This is a genomic window from Xaviernesmea rhizosphaerae, assembly GCF_001938945.1.
In the GTDB taxonomy this organism is placed as follows: Bacteria; Pseudomonadota; Alphaproteobacteria; order Rhizobiales; family Rhizobiaceae; genus Xaviernesmea; species Xaviernesmea rhizosphaerae.
On record NZ_MKIO01000031.1, the window covers coordinates 107,529 to 125,906 of the forward strand.

The window sequence follows — 18,378 nt, forward strand, 5'->3', positions numbered from 1 at the left end:
CGGAAATTGCCATTTGCAGGCGGCCAACGGCGATGATCGGACAGACGGTCAGTAGCTGATCTTCTTCATGTAGCGCCGCCCCTCAAGCATTTCGTGCTTTCGCAGGTCGGCGATCTTATAGGCGAAACGCCAGAGCGTGTCGAAGAAGATCAGCGGCACGACATTGCCCTGGAACTGCGGGTCGATGCCGGAGAGATCGAGTTTCTCCGCATCGAGAACCAGGATGCTCTCGGCCGAACCGAAGCGGTGCAGGAATTCGTCGGCGCGCTGTTCCAGCGGGCGCGTGCTGTCGAGCCCCTTGAGGAGGATGAAGGCGCGGTCCTTGTCCAGCACCTCGAAGGGGCCGTGGAAGAACTCATTGGCATGGATCGCCTGGCTGTTGATCCACTGCATTTCCATGAGCACGCAGATGGAGAAGGAATAGGCCGCGCCGTAGCTTGCGCCGCTGGCGACCGTATAGATCACGTCTTCCTTCGCGAAGCGCGTCGCGTAGTCCTCGAACATCGGGGCGAAAGCGCTGTGCGCCCGGTCGATCGCGGTCTGCAGGGCTGCCAGGCTGCGGATCAACGCCTCCGTCAGATCCTCCCCGCCGGTCAGCGCCACGAGGCCCATGACGATCTGGTAGATCCTGGCATAATTGCTGTTTTTTGCGTCGATGGGAACGCCGGTCGTGTAGGGCGCTTCGAAGGAGACGACGTGATCGACCGCCTTGGCGAGCGGGGAGGCGGGCGCGATGGTCATGCCGATGGTGGTGGCACCCTTCGACCGCGCGAATTCGGCCGCGGCGGTGGTCTCCTTTGTGGTGCCGGTCATCGAGCAGAGAATGACCAAAGAATTGCGGTCGAGCGACCGGGGCGCGCGGGCCACGAATTCGGCAGCGTTGTAAACATCCGAAGGCAAGGGCGCATGCTGGTCGAGCAAGAACTTGGCCGGATGCATGATCGACAGCGAGCCGCCGCAGGCGACGAAGAAGACATGCCTGACCGATGTGGCATCGAAGGCGGACAGCGCGGCGACGACGCCGGGATCAAAGGCGAAGGGAAGGGGCATGACGTACCTTTCTATAAGACGTCATAATACGTATTATATGCCTGCCAATCGCGTCAAGCGGGCTAAGCCGTCTCAGGCAAAGATTTTGAGAGCGTTCTCATTCCGGGGCAAAAGTGGTGCTGGTCTGCCCAATCCATGCTTTCCAGTTATAATTTGATCGCTATCCTGGTCATAATCGCTCCGCTTTCTCAAAAGTCGGAGCCTCAGGCCGGCCCGAGGCGGTTCAGCGCGCCGGTTTGAACTCCTTCAACAGCACCGGGACAATTGAGAGGTGGTTTGATTTTTGCGACAAACACCGAATGAAAATCCGTTTGATCGAAAACGTCCATGAATACGCGATTTCTTGAGACCTTCATCTGGGCCGCGCGCCTGAGCAGTTTTTCCGCGGCAGCGGAAAGGCTGCACACCACGCAGGCGTCGGTTTCCAATCGCATCGCGGCCCTGGAGCGGGAGCTGGGGGTGACGCTCTTTACCCGCGATGTGCGCTGCGTAAACTTGACGCAGGCCGGGCGTCTGGCGCTGGAGCATGCTGAAAAGATCGTCAGCCTGACCGGCGAGTTCCGCCAGACCGTCAGCCGCCGCGAGGCGCTGAGAGGCACGATCCGGCTGGGGGCCGCCGATACGATCGTCTATGCCTGGCTGCCCCTGCTCATCCGGCGCATGAACGAACAGTATCCGGGTGTCAGCCTCGATCTCAGCATCGATACGAGCCTGAAGATCTCGCAACGCATCCAGGGCGGCGACATCGATCTGGGCTTCATCATGGGGCCGGTGCTGGCGCCGGAAATCTACAGCGCGCCCCTTTGCATCTTCGAGTCCTGCTGGGTCGGGGCGACCGGTCTGGATCTGCCGGAAGGCAGCCTTACGCTTGACGATATTGCGCATTTTCCGCTTCTGACCTTTTCGGCAGGCTCGCAACCGCATCAGGCGCTGCGCGCCATGCTGGATGCGCATGGCCTCTCCGACAGCCGGATCTACAATTCCAACTCGCTGTCGATCATGACGCGGCTTGTCGCCGCCGGTGTCGGGGTCGGTGCCTTGCCGCGCGTGCTCGTGGAAGACATCATCCGCTCCGGCGAGGCGCGCGTGCTGGCCATTTCGCCCGTTGTCCCGCCTCTGATCTTCCACGCCGTCTACCAGGATCGCGGCGACAACGCACTGGCGCGCGCCATCGCCCAGATGGCCCGCGAGATCGTGGCGGAAACGGTCAATGCCTGGATGACGGCGCTTGCCTAATTTTTATACTGCACTGCAAAATGCTTAATCTATAAGCTTTCCTTATGGGTGCCGATAGAGTTTTTCCGTTTGTCAATCAAACCGGCGCGGCCCTTAATCCCTTTCGCAACACGAGAGGAAATCAACGTGAGAGTTTCACTTGTTCAGATGAACTCACAGGACGACAAGGCGGAGAACCTTAAAACTGCCGCTCGTCTGATTGAGGATGCTGTCAGATCGGACAATCCGGATCTTGTCATTCTTCCTGAATACTTCGCATTTCTTGGCGATAACCCCGCGGAAATGCATGCGAGCGGCGAAGAATTTCCTGGCGGGGAGGTGTATACGCTCCTCTCCGGCTTGGCGAAGCAGCATGGCATCACACTTCATGCCGGCTCCATCGTGGAGAAGGAAGGCAACAACTTCTATAACGCGACGCTGGTCTTCGGTCCGGACGGGCAGCAGATCGCACGCTACCGCAAGATCCATCTGTTCGATGTCGATACCCCGAACGGGATCAGCTACCGCGAGTCCGACTCGGTCGCCCGCGGCGAAGAGGTTGTGACCTACGCAGTCGGCGACCGCACGGTCGGCTGCGCCATCTGCTACGACATTCGTTTTCCCGAACTGTTCCGCGCCCTGCGCGACAAGGGCGCCGATATCATCGTTCTTCCTGCCGCCTTCACGCTGATGACCGGCAAGGACCACTGGGAGGTGCTGGCCCGCGCCCGCGCCATCGAGACGCAGACCTATTTCATGGCGGTCGGGCAGATCGGCACGCATGCGGCCGGGCGCAAGGCCTGCTGGGGTCATTCGATGGTCATCGATCCCTGGGGCCATGTCGTCGCCCAGTGCTCCGATCGCGTCGGCTTCACCAGCGCTTCGCTCGATTTCGATCACACCGCCACCGTCCGCGCCAATGTGCCGGTGGCCCAGCACCACGTTCTTTGATCGGAAGCAGATCCATGTTCGTTATCAACTCCATGCCTGAACAGATCGACGCCGAGCTCGTCGATCTTCTCGAAAAGGTCGAGGTCGCCACGATCGGCCATGTGCTGCATTCCGGCTTCGTCGATCCTGACATCAAGTCCGTGCTGCCGAACAAGCGCGTGGCTGGCACTGCGGTCACGCTGCGCATTCCCAATGCGGACTCGACGCTGCTGCACTACCTGACGCAGCACGTCCGTCCGGGCGACATCGTCGTCATCGACCGCTGCGGGGATCGCCGGCACGCCTGCTGGGGCGGCGTGATCACCAATGCGATGAAGCTTGCCGGCGTGAAGGCCGGTGTCATCGACGGCCCGGCGACCGACTTTTCCGAATTCACCAAGATCGACATGCCGATGTGGTGCCGCGGCCCTTCGCCGATCACCACCAAGCTTCTGGGCCTCGAGGGTGCCCTTAACGTGCCTGTGAGCGTCGGCGGACAGACGATTCATCCGGGCGACGCCGTTCTGTGTGATGAAAGCGGCGTGGTCGTCCTGCGTCCTGCCGAAGCCCGCGCCATCGCCGAACGCGCCATCGCCATGCAGGAGGCCGAAATCGTGCTTCTCGATCGCCTTCGGGCCGGGGAGAAGCTGCCGGATATTTCCGGCGCCAACAAGCTCGTGGAGGCCAAGCGCAGCGCCTGATACGCCATGACCGGCGGCGGCTGCGGCCGCCGCATTGCCTTCCGATAGACACGCAATCCCATAAAAATGAAAATCAATGAGGAGAACAGGATAGTGAAGACGGCAATTTTTCTCAGCGGCGCCCTTCTGCTCGCCACGACCGCGCTCCCGGCCCATGCCCAGCAGACCGTGACCCTGCTTGCCTATAGCGGCCTATTCCAGGAGCGCTATACCAAGGCGGTCATCGAGCCCTTCATGGCGGCCCACCCGGATATCAAGGTCGAATATTTCCCGCAGCCCGGCTCGGCAGCCATGCTCGGCGTGCTGCGTGCGCAGAAGGCGGCCCAGCAGACCGATGTCGCGATCATGGATGTCTCCGTTGCCAAAACCGGGACGGATGAAGGCCTTTTCGACAAGGTCGACGAGAGCGTGACCAAGAATTACGCCGATCTTTATCCGAACGCCAAGTTCGAGGGCGTCGCGGGCGTTGGCGTCACCTTCGACAATCTCGTCCTCATCTACAACACCGACGCCATCAAGACGGCCCCGACCAGCTGGAACGCGCTGAAGGATCCGGCGCTGAAGGGCAAGGTGGCGATGATGAGCGCGCCGGATATCGTCGGCATCGGCACGACGATCATCATGGACCGCATGAATGGCGGCAAGGATTTCATCCAGAACATCAACGCCGGCATGAACGCCATGGCGGAGGTCGCGCCCAACGTCCAGACCTGGGAGCCGAAGCCGGAGGTCTATCCGACGGTCATCAACGGTCAGGTGTCGCTGGGCGTGGGCTGGAATGCGCGCAGCCAGGTCAATGCCGACAAATCCGATGGCAAGATGAAGGTGGCCCTGCCGCAGGAGGGCACGATCCTTCAGGTGAACACGATCAACCTCGTCAAGGGCGGCCCCTCATCGGATGCCGCGCGCAAATTCGTCGATTATGCGCTCAGCCCTCAGGCCCAGTCCGCTTTCTCCGCCGCCATGTATTACGCGCCGACCAATTCGGCGGTGAAACTGGCGCCCGACGTCGCCAACCGCACCGTGATCGGGGCCATGGACAAGGTTATCCCGGTGGACTGGATCGCTCTGTCGACGGTGCGGGACCGGATCACGCAGGACTGGCGCCGCAAGGTCATTCCGCTCAGCCGCTGACGTCTTCGGCGGTCAGCGTCCACGAGGCCCGTGCCCATGAGGCAAGCGCCCATGAGGCTCGACGCATCGTCGGCGCGGGCCGCCGCCAAGGCATCGAACAGGCGCGACGTCTTGCAAAGCCATCGGGGCTCCGCAATCGTGAAAGCGCAATGACACCGGCAGTGCGATGCGGCATTTCGCGCCGGCTGCCGCAACGACAGGCACAAGCCATAATGGGAACCGCACAGACCATGCAGCCGGGATTCCTCTCGATCCGTTCACTGACCAAGCGTTACGATACGATGGTCGCCGTCGACACTCTCACCCTGGAGATCCCCAAGGGCGAACTGGTCGCCTTTCTCGGCCCTTCCGGCTGCGGCAAGTCCACGTCGCTGCGCATGATTGCCGGTCTTTGTCCAGTGACGTCCGGGACCATCTCCATCGACGGAAAGGATGTCACGCGGCTGGCCCCGTACCGGCGCGATATCGGGCTGGTATTCCAGAGCTACGCGCTGTTCCCGCATATGACGGTGCTGAAGAACGTCATGTTCGGTCTTGAAATGCGAAAGGTCCCTGTGGCGGAAGCCGAGCGGCGGGCCCGCGAGGCGATCGCGCTGGTGCGGCTCGAGGGCCGCGAGGACCGCAAGCCCGCGCAGCTGTCTGGCGGCCAGCAGCAGCGCGTGGCGCTGGCCCGCGCGCTCGTCATCCAGCCATCCATCCTGCTGTTCGACGAGCCGCTGTCCAATCTCGACGCCAAGCTGCGCGACGAGATGCGGGCGGAAATCCGAAGAATCCAGAAACGTCTCGGCATCACCTCCATCTTCGTCACGCATGATCAGGTGGAGGCGCTGAGCATGTGCGACAAGGTTGCCGTGTTGAACGGCGGTCGCCTGGAGCAGATCGGCACGCCGGGCGATCTTTACGAGCGGCCGGCCACTGCTTTCGTCGCCTCCTTCGTCGGCCGCACCAACCGGCTGAGCGGGGTGGCAGAGGGCGACCGCATCTCGGTCGGAGGAGCTGCCTTGCGCGCGCCCGGTTCGCGCCGGGGCAATGTGGACCTGATGGTGCGCCCGCATCGCATGATCATGACGCCGGCCGGGGACAAGGGCCCGGATTTCGACGGCGAGCCGCTCAACAGCATCGGCGGCGAAATCCGCGATGTCTATTACGCCGGCGACATCCTGAATTACGAGATCCAGGCGGGCGACCAGATCATCTCGGTGGAGCGCGCCACCACGGGTGGCGAAACGCCGATGGCGTCGGGCAGCCCTGTTACGCTGACATGGCGCGTTGCCGATACGCTCGTCTTCGGAGCAGGCCAATGAGCGCCGCGGCCGCCGCCACCACGCAGCCGGCGAATGCCGCAGGCGAAAGACCGGGATCCGGCATGGCGTCCACCGTCGCTCTCGCGACGCTCCTGCTGGGCCCGATCATCGCCGTCAACGGGCTCGCCTTTCTCATGCCCGTCTTCAACCTGTTGCTGCTGTCCTTCCGCGAAAGTCTTGGTGGATCGACCATCGGAGAGGCCTATACGCTCGCCAACTGGTCCTCCACGCTCTTCGACAGCTACTATATCGAGCTGATCGTGCAGAGCATCCTGACCAGTCTGATGATCACGGCGCTGACGCTCGTAGCGTCCTATCCCATCGCACTCTATCTGCACCGCTCCAAGGGGCGCTGGCGGACCTTTCTTCTCGTGCTGGTCATCTCGCCGCTTCTGACCTCGGCCGTGGTGCGCACCTATGGCTGGATCGCGATCCTGGCCGATGACGGCCTGATCAACAACATGCTGAAGGCCTTCGGTGTGGAGGCGATGCGGTTGATCTTCAACAAGGTCGGAGTGGTGATCGGCCTTACGGAAATCCTGATGCCCTACATGATCCTCGCGCTGCTCGCCGGTTTCGGCCGGCTCGACCCGCGCGTCGAGGAAGCGGCCGAAACGCTGGGCGCCTCGCCGTGGAAGGTCTTCTGGCGCATCGTCGTGCCGCTCACCATGCCCGGCGTCGCGCTCGGCTGCCTCTTGTCCTTCGTCCTGGCGGTCAGCTCGTTCATCACGCCCAAGCTGCTCGGCGGCGGCCGCGTCTTCCTGCTCGCCACCGAAATTTATGACCAGGCGATCGTGACGCTGAACTGGCCTCTCGCCGCAACGCTGTCGATGATCGTTCTCGTTATCTTCGGCGCCGCGCTGGTCCTCTATTCAAGGCTTCTCAGGGCCGTCATCTGAGGTTTCCGGCTGCGGGGCGCCTTGGTGGCCCGCCGGACAGGATGCAAAGGAGTTTGATCATGGAAGACCGCCCCGTTTCGCCCGCGCTGAAGATTGCAGCCTTCGTCATGTTCGCCTTTCTGCTGGCGCCCGTCCTTCTCGTCGTCCCGATCTCCTTTTCGGCTGACAGCTATATGAGTTTCCCGCCTTCGGGCTGGAGCCTGCGCTGGTATATCGAGCTGATGGACAATTCACGGATGATCGGCGCGCTGGGCACGAGCACGCTGCTCGCCGTCATCGTGATGGTGCTCGCCATGGTCATCGCCCTGCCGGCCGCCTATGCGATCGTGCGGATGCGGGTGATCGGCGGGGAGGCGCTTCTGGCGCTTTTCACCGCACCGCTGCTCCTGCCGACCATCGTGCTCGGACTTGCCATCCTCATCGTCTTTGCCGGGGCGGGCCTGCTCGCGACGTTCCCGGGCCTCGTGATCGCCCATCTGATCATCGTGCTGCCCTATGCCCTGCGTGTGCTCACCACGTCGCTGTCCGGTCTGCCGATCATCATGGAGGAAGCTGCCTCCACGCTCGGGGCTTCCCCGCTTACCGTCTTCCGGCGCATCACCCTGCCGATGATGATGCCCGGCATGGTGGCGACGGCCGCCCTGTCCTTCCTGGTCTCCTTCGACGAGGCCGTCATCTCCCTCTTCCTGACAGGCCCCCGCATCACCACGCTCCCCGTCGCCCTGTACCAGCACGTCGAAAACCAGGCCGATCCGCTCGTGGCCGCCGTCTCCGTGCTGCTGATCGTCCTGACGCTCGCCGTGGTTCTGATTGTCGACCGGACGGCGGGACTCACGAAGACGTTCGTCAAGTGACCGCGGAGCGCAGCGTTTCTGCGCGCCATTGCGGGTGGCTGCTTTCGGCAACCCGTTCTGCTGGATGGCAGGTGATCAGCAGGAAAGCCGGCGTCCGGCTTTTCACACCCAGTTTGTGGAACAGGTCTTTGGTGTGCGATCTGACCGGATTGAGGTTGATCTCCAGGCGCGGGGCGATTTCTCGGTTGGACAGTCGCCAGCGCATGCGTTCCAGCACGTCCTCCCGGGAGGTCAAGCCCCGTATAGAGGCATCCGGGGAGAGCGGCTTGCTCCGGTTCGCCGCGCTCGATGCAGTCGCATCGCGCTGTATCTCGAAATAGATGTTCATGAGATGGCTCGGTTCCGAATGTGCCGGCGTGGCCGGAAGGGATCGATTTCCGGTTCGTGTATTGGCGCATCACTTTGCCGCTCGCGCGGCGCGCCCAGGCTCTAATACCAGGTGTCGATGATAGGTCCCTATCATCGACACCTGGTTATGACACATGCCCTGATGCAAGCTGCGCCTGGCAAGGGACGATCAGGATTCAACCCACTCATGCATGTCGATGGGCGGGATCTTGATCATCGGCTCAGGGGCCACGCCGCTGTCGATGATGGAAAACACGGTGCGCAGCATGGCCGGGACGTCCTGACGGACCATTTCAATGCCGCCGCCGAGCAGAGTGACGAAGGGATCCCAGTCGAAGCAGCCCATGACCGGCATATCCTGCCCGGCATGGCCCGCGCGCTTGAGCCAGTGCACCACGCCTTCAAGCGAGATGGTGGAATTGACGAACATGCCGCGCGGCATGGCAAGCCCGGCGCTGCGGCGCGCTTCCAGCGCCGCCTCGGCCTTTTCCGGTGCATAGCCGCAGGGGAGAAGGAGCGTGGGATCGACGGCCAGACCGGCATCCTGATGGGCGGCGGTAAAACCGCGCAGGCGCTCGGCGGTATTGTGGTCGCTGGCGCGACCACCGACGAACATCAGCGGGATCGTCTCGCCAAGCCGTTCGCGACAATTGTCGAGGATCCGCCGCGTCAGCCCGTAAGCGCCGGCGAAATTGTCGGAGATGACCGATGGCGCGCGCGAGCCCGGCAGGTCGAGATTAAGGCTGCGCACGCCGGCGCTCAGGCAAAGATCGGTGATCCTGTCCGGATCGGTGGCGCCGGTGGCGATCAGCCATCCCACCTGATAGGCCAGCATCTCGCGCGCCGCCTCCACCTCCAGTTCCGGATCGCGCCGCGTGCAGGTGACGATCGGGAACAGGCCGCGCTCGCGCGCCATGGTCTCGAAGGTCTCGACGATCGAGCCGAAATAGCGGTTGTCATACTTCGGCACGATCATGCCGAGAATGCGCGAGCCTTCCCGGCGCAGAAGGCTCGCCTGCATGTTGACGGCGTAGCCCTGTTCCTCGGCCAGCCGCGTCACCTTCTCCGCGAGCTTGGCGCTGATGCGCCGCTTCTTCCACGTCCCGTTCAGAACCGCGCTCACGGCGCTGGCCGAGGTGCCCGCCAGTTCGGCAAGGTCGTAAATGGTCGTCTTTTTGGTCTGGCGGGTCGGAAACGGCACGCATCTTCTCCTGTTCAAGATGTAGCTTGACATCAAATCGGGCGCATGGCAATCAATGCTCCATCGATTGCGCAAACATGCACAATCGATGATACAGGCTGGCAGTGGAGGGCTGGCCGGGAGCATTCCCTTCTGAAGACGGTGACGGGTCGCCAGGTCCGCGGCGCAAGCGGCGGTGCGGGCGCAGCTTTGTCGTCCTGTCCGGGAGATGGCGTGCGGGAGTGCCCTCGAACGATAACGGGTTTGAATTCCCACGGAGGAGACAATGAAGATTAGCACTGTCCTGATGGCATCGGCCGTCACGCTTTCCGCCGTCTGCGGCGCATCCGCGGCGAGCGCTGCCGACACGGTGGCCTTCCTGATGCCCGACCAGGCGTCCACGCGCTATGAGCAGCACGACTTCCCCGGCTTCAAGGCCGAGATGTCCAAGCTTTGCGCCGCCTGCACCGTGATCTACCAGAACGCCAATGGCGACGCTTCGCTGCAGCAGCAGCAGTTCAACTCGGTGATCGCCCAGGGCGCCAAGGTCGTCGTCATCGATCCCGTCGACTCCTCGGCCGCTGCCGGCCTGGTCGAGATCGCCCAGTCGCAGGGCGTCAAGGTCGTGGCCTATGACCGCCCGATCCCCGGCAAGCCGGCTGATTACTACGTCTCGTTCGACAATGAGAAGATCGGCTATGCCATCGCCAAGTCGCTGGTCGATCAGCTCAAGGCAACGGGCGTCAAGGAAGGCGCCGGCGTACTGGAGATCAACGGTTCGCCGACCGACGCGGCCGCCGGCCTGATCCGTGACGGCGTTCATCGCGCCCTCAAGGAATCCGGCTTCAAGACGCTGGCCGAGTTCGACACGCCGGAATGGGCGCCGCCGAAGGCGCAGGAATGGGCCGCAGGGCAGATCACCCGCTTCGGCGCCGAGATCAAGGGCGTGGTCGCCGCCAATGACGGCACCGGCGGCGGGGCCATCGCTGCCTTCAAGGCCGCCGGCGTCAAGCCCGTGCCGCCCGTGACCGGCAATGACGCGACGATTGCCGCGCTGCAGCTGATCATCTCCGGCGACCAGTACAACACGATCTCCAAGCCCTCGGAAGTCGTGGCCGCCGCTGCCGCGAAGGTCGCCGTTCAGCTCGCCAAGGGCGAGAAGCCGGACGCCAAGACGACGCTCTACGACACGCCCTCCGAACTCTTCGTTCCGGCCGTCGTCACCGCCGAGAACATCAAGGCGGAGATCTTCGACAAGAAGATCCAGACGGCCGCAGAAGTCTGCACCGGCGAATATGCGGCGGGCTGCAAGAAGCTCGGCATTCAGTAAATCGCGCCAGAGCCGCCCGGCCGCCCCTCTTCCCGAAGAGCGCGGCCGGGCGGGTCCGATTGATCAGGAAGGCTTCCCGCCATGACCCAGACCCAACAGGCCAAGCCCGCGAAAGGTGAAACCATTCTGCGGCTGAGCAAGATCTGCAAGAATTTCGGCGCCGTCTCGGCGCTCACCGATATCGACCTGGATGTCAGGGCCGGCGAAGTCGTCGCGCTGGTCGGCGACAACGGCGCCGGCAAGTCGACGCTGATCAAGGTTCTGGCCGGCGTTCACCAGCCCTCGTCCGGCACCATCGATTTCCTGGGCAAACCGGCGACGCTGGACAGTCCCGGCAAGGCGCTGGAGCTCGGCATCGCCACGGTCTTCCAGGATCTGGCGCTGTGCGAAAACCTCGACGTGGTGGCCAATCTCTTCCTCGGCCATGAAATGTCGCCTTGGGCGCTCGACGAGGTGGCTATGGAGGTACGCGCCTGGACGCTGCTGCGCGAGCTTGCGGCCCGCATCCCCTCCGTGCGCCAGCCGATCGCCTCGCTTTCGGGCGGCCAGCGCCAGACGGTGGCGATCGCCCGCTCGCTGCTGCTCGATCCCAGGATCATCATGCTGGACGAGCCGACGGCCGCGCTCGGCGTGGCCCAGACCGCCGAAGTGCTGAACCTGATCGAGCGCGTGCGCGATCGCGGCCTCGGGGTCATCATCATCAGTCACAATATGGAGGATGTGCGCGCGGTCGCCGACCGCATCGTCGTGCTGCGCCTCGGCCGCAACAACGGCGTCTTCACGCCGGATGCCTCCAATCAGGAGCTTGTGGCCGCCATCACCGGCGCGACCGAAAATTCGGTCTCCCGCCGCGCGGAGCGCAAGGCCGGCCACGCACAGGAACAGCCCGGGAGCCCAGCATGAGCAAGCCAGCCCAGTCCACCCCGTCATCCCCCCAGGCGCCGCTCGACCGCAGCGACGTGCGCATGCGCCATGATGACAGCATCGCCGATATGCTGCGCGCCTCGCTCGACAAGATCCGCTCCGGCGATCTCGGCATGCTGCCCGTCGTCATCGGCCTCATCGTCATTTCCGTGGTCTTCAGCGTGCTGAACCCGGTCTTCCTGCTGCCCAACAATCTGGTCAACCTGCTGTTCGATTGCGCCACCGTCGGCATCATCTCGCTCGGCATCGTCTGCGTCCTGCTGCTCGGCGAGATCGATCTTTCGGTCGGCTCGATGAGCGGCCTGGCCTCGGCCATGATCGGCGTGCTCTGGGTCAATCTCGGCCTGCCGCTGCCGGTCGCGCTCTTTGCCGGGCTCGCCGCCGGCGCCTGCGTCGGCGCGCTCTATGCGGTGCTCTACAATCGCCTGGGCATGCCGAGCTTCATCGCCACCCTGTCCGGCCTGCTCGCGCTTCTCGGGCTTCAGCTTTACATTCTCGGGCCGACCGGCAGCATCAACCTGCCCTTCGCCTCCGTGCTGGTCCGCTTCGGCCAGATCTATGTCATGCCGGGATGGCTGTCGCATCTGCTGGCGCTCGTTCCCGGCGCCGTCATCGTGCTGCGGGGGCTGCGCACGCGCGCCGGACGTCAGGCCGCCGGTCTTTCCGCGCCGCCGCTGAGCGCGCTGTTCCTCAAGGCCGGCCTTCTGACCGTTGGTCTGGAATTCGCGGTGTTCTATCTGAACATCGGCCGTGGCGTGCCGTGGATGTTCGGCCTGCTGATCGCGCTCGTGGTGCTGCTCGACTATGCGCTGACCCGCACGCAATGGGGCCGCTCCATGTTCGCCGTCGGGGGCAATCGCGAGGCCGCCCGCCGGGCAGGCATCAATGTTCGCCGCGTCTATATGAGCGCCTTCATGCTCTGCTCGACGCTGGCGGCCCTGGGCGGCATGCTTTCGGCGGCCCGTCTCGCCTCCTCCAGCCAGCAGGCCGGCACGGGCGACGTCAACCTCAACGCCATCGCGGCGGCGGTCATCGGCGGCACCAGCCTGTTCGGCGGTCGCGGCAGCGCCTATTCCGCCCTGCTCGGCATTATCGTCATCCAGGCGATCTCCAATGGTCTCACGCTGCTGAACCTCAGCTCGTCGCTGCGCTACATGATCACCGGCGCGGTGCTGGCCATTGCCGTCATTGTCGACTCGCTCGCCCGCCGCTCGCGGGTCAGCCACGGCCGCGCCTGATCGAAAACCGCTTCGCACAGGTCTGAGAGCGTGTCGCAGGAGACGCTCTCAGACCCTCTCAACGGGGCGCGGCCATGGCCAACGCCCGGCTCAATCTCTTGGAATTCATGGAGTCCGTCATGTCGCAATCGCTGAATGGAAAGGTCGCGGCCATCACCGGCGCTGCCTCGGGCATCGGTCTGGAATGCGCGCGCAGCCTGGTGGCCGCAGGCGCCACCGTGGTGCTGATCGACCGCGCCGAAGACCGTCTGAAGACGCTGTGCGCCGAAATCGGCGAGCGGGCCAAGCCCCTGGTGGTCGATCTCCTCAACGGCCCCGAGGTCTCCGGCATGCTGCCGCGCATCCTCGACATCGCCGGCGGCCTCGATATCTTCCACGCCAATGCCGGCGCCTATGTTGGCGGCCCGGTCGCGGAAGGCGATCCCGACGCCTGGGACCGCATGCTGAACCTCAACATCAACGCCGCCTTCCGCAGCGTCCATGCGGTGCTGCCGCACATGATCGCGCAGAAGGCGGGCGACATCCTGTTCACCAGTTCGATCGCCGGCGTCGTTCCGGTGATCTGGGAGCCGATCTACACGGCATCGAAATTCGCCGTGCAGGCCTTCGTCCATTCCACGCGCCGGCAGGTGTCGCAGCATGGCGTGCGCGTCGGCGCGGTTCTGCCGGGTCCCGTCGTCACCGCGCTGCTCGATGACTGGCCGAAGGAGAAGATGGACGAGGCGCTGGCCAATGGCAGCCTGATGCAGCCGAAGGAAGTGGCCGACGCCGTGCTCTTCATGCTGACGCGCCCGCGCAACGTCACCATCCGCGATCTGGTGATCGTGCCCAACAGCGTCGATCTTTAACGACGTTCCTTGATCTGCGGCTTACACGCAGCCGGGCGCGCCGCGCGGTCGCTCCGCCCGTCCGGGCAGGCGGAGCGGGGGATGGCGCTGCCACGGTCCCGCCGATGACGAACCCGCCCGGACCCTTGCCAAGCGAGACATGACCATGACAGACCAGCGACAGCACCCGTCAAACGTCCCCTATGTTGTCGGCATCGATGTCGGGACCGGCAGCGCCCGGGCCGGGCTCTTCGCGCTCGACGGCACCATGCTTTCCACGGCCAAGCGCGACATCACGCTGTACCGCGAAGCCGGCGACATCGCCGAACAGTCGAGCCGCGAGATCTGGCAGGCGGTCTGCGCGAGCGTCCGGGAGGCCGTGGCGCGCTCCGGCATCGATCCGGCCAGCGTGGTCGGCATCGGCTTTGACGCAACCTGTTCGCTGGTGGTGCTTGGCGAAGGCGGAGCATCCCTGCCGGTCGGAGGCAGCGAGGACCCTGATCGCGATATTATCGTCTGGATGGACCATCGTGCCGTCGCGCAGGCCGAACGCATCAATGCAACGGGCCACCCGGTGCTCGCCTATGTCGGCGGCAGGATCTCGCCCGAGATGGAAACGCCGAAGCTGCTTTGGCTGAAGGAGAACCGGCCGCAGATCTTCGACGCGGCCTGGCAATTCTTCGATCTCGCCGATTTTCTCACCTGGCGCGCCACGGGCGATCTCGCCCGCTCGACCTGCACCGTCACCTGCAAATGGACCTATCTGGCGCATGAGAAGCGCTGGGACGCGGATTATTTTCACAAGGTCGGCCTCGGCGAGCTGGCCGATGACGGCTTCGCCCGCATCGGCCAGACGATCGTCGAGCCGGGCTCGGCGCTTTCGGGCGGGCTGAGCGCGGCGGCGGCGGCGGAGCTGGGGCTGAAGCCGGGAACGGCGGTTGCCGCCGGCATGATCGATGCCCATGCGGGCGGCATCGGCACGGTCGGCTATGGCGGACGGCCGGAGGAGAACATGGCCTATGTCTTCGGCACCTCCTCCTGCACCATGTCCTCCACGGCTGAGCCGGTGTTCGTGCCCGGCGTCTGGGGGCCCTATTATTCGGCCATGGTGCCGGGCATGTGGCTGAACGAGGGCGGCCAGAGCGCGGCCGGCGCTGCGATCGACCAGCTCCTCGCCTTGCATCCGCATGCGCCCAAAGCCGCGGAGCGCGCGGCCGAGCGTGGCGTGCCGCTGCCCGTCCTGCTCGCCGAACTGGCACAGGCCAGCGTGGCAGACCCATCTCAGGCGGTGCATCTGGTCAAGGGCCTGCATGTCGTTCCCGAATTCCTCGGCAATCGTGCGCCCTTCGCCGATCCCCATGCCCGCGCCGTCATTGCCGGCCTCGGCATGGACCGCGATGAGGAAAGCCTGGTCGCGCTCTATGTCGCCGGCCTCTGCGGCATCGGCTACGGGCTGAAAGAGATTATCGACGCTCAGGCACAATCCGGCGCCGACATCGCCCGTATCGTCATCAGCGGCGGGGCAGGACAGCATGATTTCGTGCGGCAATTGCTGGCCGATGCCACGGGCAAGCCTGTCGTGGCGCCTGAAGCGGGCGAGCCCGTGCTGCTCGGCGCCGCTCTTCTGGGCGCGCTGGCGGCCGGCAGCTTCGCCGATGCCCGCAGCGCCATGCATGCCCTCTCAGCCGCAGACCGCGTTTACACGCCTACCGACGGCGCGGTGGCTGCTGTGCACGCAGCGCGCTACGAAGCCTTCCGGACGTTGCAGGAGGCGGCACGGACTGTGCGCGGCTGCTAGGGTCAGGCCCCATGAGCATCGGATCTGCCGCCGGCAGAAAGAGGATCTCAGTCTGGAGCCGCTTGAGATGTGAAAAATAGCCGCCATCAGGCGGCTGCAATCCTGCTGGAGGCCTCCGCGTGCCGGCTTTGCCGCCGACGGGAATGGTGGCCTTGAAACGCAGAGCCTCCGCCAAGGGTCTTAACCCTAGAGCATCGGACCGAAAAGTGGGAACCGGTTTTCGGAAAAATCCGATGCAAAAACAAAAATCTAGAGCATCGCACTGAGGACTGTTTTCAGTCCGATGCTCTAGATCGTTGTTCTCAGCGGATTTTCTTGATGCTCCGCGTCACATCCGTCCGTCAATCACCTTTCGTTCGGCGCTTCTCGTCTGGGAAAGCGTTATGGCGGCGCGGATGGCGCTCGCCGCCCGGTGCCAATCGTTCTGGTTTACCGCATGCAGCGTACAGAGCGGCTTGTCCTTGTCGACCTTCGTTCCGACCTGCGCAATGCCGGAAAGACCGACCGCATGGTCAATCGCGTCCCCCGGCCGCTTGCGCCCGGCGCCGATGGCGACGAGGGCAAAGCCAATGGCTTGGCAGTCCATGGCTGCAACATACCCCTCCATGTCGGGATGAACCGGTGCGATGATCGCTGCGCGCGGTAGGTGGGCATCCGGATCGACGATGAAGTTGTCCGGCCCGCCCAGTTTTTGCACCATGGCGGCGAAGCAGGCCAGGGCGCTGCAGTCATCGAGCCGTGTCATCGCCATGCGCCGCGCCTCCGGGCGGCTCTGCGCGATGGCGCCCATCAGCAGGATCTCTTCCGACAGAGCGAGCACGGTCTCCAGAAGGCGCCGTTCGCGCGCGTCGCCACGCAGGAAGGCAATCACCTCGCGAAGCTGAAGGGCAGAACCGACGCTGTCGCCCAGGATCTGCGAGAGGTCGCTCAGAAGCGCCGTCATCTTGAGTCCGGCGCCCTTGGCCACAGCGATCAGGCTTTCGGCAAGCGCCATGGCGTCGTCTTTATCGGCCATGAAGGCGCCCGAGCCGTACGGCACTGTCATCACCAGGCCGCTGATACCGGCCGCAAGCTTCTTCGACAGGATCGAGCCGGTGATCAGCGGAATGCTCTCGACCGTCGCGGCGACATCGCGCACATAGTAGATCGGCCGGTCCGCCGGCGCCAGCTCGGGCGTCGGGCCGATGATCGCGCAGCCGATCTCCTTGACCGCTTCCATGAACAGCGCCGTGGGCGGCGCGATGTCGTAGCCGGGAATGGCATCCAGCAGATCGACCTCACCACCGGTATAGCCAAGGCCGCGCGCGGAGATCATCGGCATGTGGATGCCGCAGGCCGCAACCAGGGGCGCGACGATCAGGCTCACCTTCTCGTCTCCCACACCGCCGCTCGAATGCTTGTCGATCAGCGTCGCACCGGAAAGCCCCACCGCGCTCCAGTCCAGAACCCGGCCGGAATCACGCATGGCCAGGGCATAGCGTACCCGCTCGTCCGCAGTCATGCCGTTGAGATAGACGGCCATAGTGAAAGCGCCGATCTGGCCTTCGGAGACCGATCCGTCAACCGCGCCGGCCATGAACCGGCGAAAATCCTCCTCGCCGAGTTCCTCTCGGTCTCTCTTCTTGCGGATGACGGCCTGCGGGAGGAACGGCTCGTCGCTGACGCTCATGTCCATGGGCTCCGTTCGGAAGAGATTTTTCAGGGAAGGCGGGCAAGCCGCTGGGTCAGCAGCGCGTAAAAGGCATGGGCGTCGATATCGTGCAGGAAATCGACATTCGGGACGCGATCGGTCACCCGCCACCAGTCCACCACGCTCATGCCATAGGTCAGCTCGCCCTTCAGCTCGATGCCGACATGGACCTTGCGACCGGTGAAGATGTCCGGCCGCAATAGGAAGGCGATAGCGCAGGGATCGTGCAGCGGCGCAGCCTCCCAGCCATATTTCTGCATGTCGAAGGCCTCCGAGAAGGACAGCATCTCTGCCGCAGCCACCGCCGCGCGATTGCCCAGTGCGCGAAGGGCATCCAGTCGCGCCTTCGTGCTGAGGCAGCGATGGGTGACGTCCATCGGCACCATGGTGATGGGCAAACCGCTGCGCAGCACGAGGTCGGCGGCTTCGGGATCGACATATTCGTTGAAGGCGGCGGCTGGCGTAATGTTGCCGCCTTCGAGACGCGTGCCGGCGATCATGACGATGCGGCCGATGCGGGCGGCGATATCGGGCGCCTTGACCAGCGCCATGGCGATGTTGGTGAGCGGGCCGAGCGTGACCAGCGACAGTTCCCCAGGCGTGGCAGCGCGAAAGGACTCGATCAGGAAATCGACGCCGTGCTTGTCGCGCACCGGCATGGTGGGAACAGGAAGGGAAGGTCCGTCCAGCCCGGTCGGCCCGTGCACATGCTCTGCGGTCACCAGATCGCGCCGCATCGGCCGGGCCGCGCCTGCATGGAGCGGCACGTCGGTGCGGCCCGCCAGCTCCAGCACCTGCCGGGCATTGTAGGTCGTGCGGTCGAGCGGCACGTTGCCCGCAACCGTGACGACGCCTTCGACCGAAAGCTCCGGCGAGGCGAGCGCCAGCAGCAGGGCGACCGCGTCATCCTGGCCGGGATCTGTGTCGATGATGATTTTCTGCGGTAGCATGGTCGA

18 protein-coding genes are annotated in these 18,378 nt (G+C 64.3%); 12 read left to right on the forward strand and 6 right to left on the reverse strand.

Annotation, left to right across the window (positions count from 1 at the left end):
* Positions 1-48: 48 nt before the first annotated feature.
* On the reverse strand, positions 49-1,050 hold the full coding sequence (locus BJF92_RS13785; protein WP_075635320.1) for an SIS domain-containing protein: 1,002 nt from the start codon (positions 1,048-1,050) through the stop codon (positions 49-51).
* Positions 1,051-1,253: 203 nt separating this feature from the next.
* On the reverse strand, positions 1,254-1,379 hold the full coding sequence (locus BJF92_RS26260; RefSeq protein ID WP_280938383.1) for a hypothetical protein: 126 nt from the start codon (positions 1,377-1,379) through the stop codon (positions 1,254-1,256).
* On the opposite strand from BJF92_RS26260, the gene BJF92_RS13790 reads away from it, so the two are divergent.
* The 7 genes from BJF92_RS13790 (at position 1,378) to BJF92_RS13820 (ending at position 8,087) form a co-directional block, all read left to right on the forward strand.
* Positions 1,378-2,286, forward strand: a complete 909-nt coding sequence (locus BJF92_RS13790) for a LysR family transcriptional regulator (RefSeq protein WP_075635321.1) — start codon at positions 1,378-1,380, stop codon at positions 2,284-2,286. The two genes, BJF92_RS26260 and BJF92_RS13790, sit on opposite strands and share 2 nt — an antisense overlap.
* Positions 2,287-2,412: 126 nt before the next feature.
* Entirely contained in the window at positions 2,413-3,216 is an 804-nt protein-coding gene (locus BJF92_RS13795) for a carbon-nitrogen hydrolase family protein (protein WP_075635322.1), read from the forward strand.
* Between the two features lie 14 nt (positions 3,217-3,230).
* Positions 3,231-3,896, forward strand: a complete 666-nt coding sequence (locus BJF92_RS13800; protein WP_075635323.1) for an RraA family protein — start codon at positions 3,231-3,233, stop codon at positions 3,894-3,896.
* A 93-nt stretch (positions 3,897-3,989) separates the two neighbouring features.
* Complete coding sequence (locus BJF92_RS13805; RefSeq protein WP_075635324.1) at positions 3,990-5,030, forward strand: ABC transporter substrate-binding protein; 1,041 nt, start codon at positions 3,990-3,992, stop codon at positions 5,028-5,030.
* Positions 5,031-5,242: 212 nt separating this feature from the next.
* The gene (locus tag BJF92_RS13810) at positions 5,243-6,334 is read left to right on the forward strand and encodes an ABC transporter ATP-binding protein (RefSeq protein WP_425356470.1); all 1,092 of its coding nucleotides are present in this window, start codon (positions 5,243-5,245) and stop codon (positions 6,332-6,334) included.
* A gap of 62 nt (positions 6,335-6,396) precedes the next feature.
* Positions 6,397-7,233, forward strand: coding sequence for an ABC transporter permease (locus tag BJF92_RS13815; protein ID WP_245294755.1), 837 nt, complete (start codon positions 6,397-6,399; stop codon positions 7,231-7,233).
* A gap of 59 nt (positions 7,234-7,292) precedes the next feature.
* A complete protein-coding gene (locus BJF92_RS13820) occupies positions 7,293-8,087 on the forward strand; it encodes an ABC transporter permease (RefSeq protein ID WP_075635326.1) in 795 nt (264 codons plus the stop codon).
* Here BJF92_RS13820 and BJF92_RS24755 read toward each other — a convergent pair.
* Both BJF92_RS24755 and BJF92_RS13830 read right to left on the reverse strand, forming a co-directional pair.
* Positions 8,080-8,415: a response regulator transcription factor gene (locus tag BJF92_RS24755; protein ID WP_078058022.1), complete on the reverse strand. Its 336-nt coding sequence runs from the start codon at positions 8,413-8,415 to the stop codon at positions 8,080-8,082. The genes BJF92_RS13820 and BJF92_RS24755 overlap by 8 nt on opposite strands.
* 189 nt (positions 8,416-8,604) lie before the next feature.
* Positions 8,605-9,636 (reverse strand): substrate-binding domain-containing protein, encoded by a 1,032-nt coding sequence (locus BJF92_RS13830; RefSeq protein ID WP_245294756.1) that lies wholly within the window; start codon positions 9,634-9,636, stop codon positions 8,605-8,607.
* A 286-nt stretch (positions 9,637-9,922) separates the two neighbouring features.
* Between BJF92_RS13830 and BJF92_RS13835 the strand changes: the two genes are divergently transcribed.
* The 5 genes from BJF92_RS13835 (at position 9,923) to BJF92_RS13855 (ending at position 15,732) form a co-directional block, all read left to right on the forward strand.
* Entirely contained in the window at positions 9,923-10,945 is a 1,023-nt protein-coding gene (locus BJF92_RS13835) for an ABC transporter substrate-binding protein (protein ID WP_425356472.1), read from the forward strand.
* Between the two features lie 81 nt (positions 10,946-11,026).
* Complete coding sequence (locus tag BJF92_RS13840; RefSeq protein ID WP_075635330.1) at positions 11,027-11,848, forward strand: ATP-binding cassette domain-containing protein; 822 nt, start codon at positions 11,027-11,029, stop codon at positions 11,846-11,848.
* On the forward strand, positions 11,845-13,107 hold the full coding sequence (locus BJF92_RS13845; protein ID WP_075635331.1) for a sugar ABC transporter permease: 1,263 nt from the start codon (positions 11,845-11,847) through the stop codon (positions 13,105-13,107). The genes BJF92_RS13840 and BJF92_RS13845 overlap by 4 nt, the downstream gene beginning before the upstream one ends.
* A 119-nt stretch (positions 13,108-13,226) precedes the next feature.
* Positions 13,227-13,955, forward strand: a complete 729-nt coding sequence (locus BJF92_RS13850) for an SDR family oxidoreductase (RefSeq protein WP_075635537.1) — start codon at positions 13,227-13,229, stop codon at positions 13,953-13,955.
* A gap of 145 nt (positions 13,956-14,100) precedes the next feature.
* On the forward strand, positions 14,101-15,732 hold the full coding sequence (locus BJF92_RS13855) for an FGGY-family carbohydrate kinase (RefSeq protein WP_075635538.1): 1,632 nt from the start codon (positions 14,101-14,103) through the stop codon (positions 15,730-15,732).
* A gap of 328 nt (positions 15,733-16,060) precedes the next feature.
* Here BJF92_RS13855 and BJF92_RS13860 read toward each other — a convergent pair whose 3' ends face one another.
* Positions 16,061-17,401 carry a thymidine phosphorylase gene (locus BJF92_RS13860; RefSeq protein WP_075635539.1) on the reverse strand — a complete coding sequence of 447 codons (1,341 nt, stop codon included), beginning with the start codon at positions 17,399-17,401 and terminating at the stop codon, positions 16,061-16,063.
* A 29-nt stretch (positions 17,402-17,430) separates the two neighbouring features.
* Positions 17,431-18,372, reverse strand: a complete 942-nt coding sequence (locus BJF92_RS13865) for a nucleoside hydrolase (RefSeq protein ID WP_075635332.1) — start codon at positions 18,370-18,372, stop codon at positions 17,431-17,433.
* Positions 18,373-18,378: the final 6 nt, after the last annotated feature.

Coding starts and splice junctions, on each gene's coding strand:
- BJF92_RS13855 (WP_075635538.1), top strand. CDS start 14,101: ATGACAGACCAGCGACAGCACCCGTCAAACGTCCCCTATGTTGTCGGC.
- BJF92_RS13850 (WP_075635537.1), top strand. CDS start 13,227: ATGTCGCAATCGCTGAATGGAAAGGTCGCGGCCATCACCGGCGCTGCC.
- BJF92_RS13835 (WP_425356472.1), top strand. CDS start 9,923: ATGGCATCGGCCGTCACGCTTTCCGCCGTCTGCGGCGCATCCGCGGCG.
- BJF92_RS13820 (WP_075635326.1), top strand. CDS start 7,293: ATGGAAGACCGCCCCGTTTCGCCCGCGCTGAAGATTGCAGCCTTCGTC.
- BJF92_RS26260 (WP_280938383.1), bottom strand. CDS start 1,379: ATGGACGTTTTCGATCAAACGGATTTTCATTCGGTGTTTGTCGCAAAA.
- BJF92_RS13860 (WP_075635539.1), bottom strand. CDS start 17,401: ATGAGCGTCAGCGACGAGCCGTTCCTCCCGCAGGCCGTCATCCGCAAG.
- BJF92_RS24755 (WP_078058022.1), bottom strand. CDS start 8,415: ATGAACATCTATTTCGAGATACAGCGCGATGCGACTGCATCGAGCGCG.
- BJF92_RS13810 (WP_425356470.1), top strand. CDS start 5,243: ATGGGAACCGCACAGACCATGCAGCCGGGATTCCTCTCGATCCGTTCA.
- BJF92_RS13800 (WP_075635323.1), top strand. CDS start 3,231: ATGTTCGTTATCAACTCCATGCCTGAACAGATCGACGCCGAGCTCGTC.
- BJF92_RS13790 (WP_075635321.1), top strand. CDS start 1,378: ATGAATACGCGATTTCTTGAGACCTTCATCTGGGCCGCGCGCCTGAGC.
- BJF92_RS13785 (WP_075635320.1), bottom strand. CDS start 1,050: ATGCCCCTTCCCTTCGCCTTTGATCCCGGCGTCGTCGCCGCGCTGTCC.
- BJF92_RS13865 (WP_075635332.1), bottom strand. CDS start 18,372: ATGCTACCGCAGAAAATCATCATCGACACAGATCCCGGCCAGGATGAC.
- BJF92_RS13845 (WP_075635331.1), top strand. CDS start 11,845: ATGAGCAAGCCAGCCCAGTCCACCCCGTCATCCCCCCAGGCGCCGCTC.
- BJF92_RS13815 (WP_245294755.1), top strand. CDS start 6,397: ATGGCGTCCACCGTCGCTCTCGCGACGCTCCTGCTGGGCCCGATCATC.
- BJF92_RS13840 (WP_075635330.1), top strand. CDS start 11,027: ATGACCCAGACCCAACAGGCCAAGCCCGCGAAAGGTGAAACCATTCTG.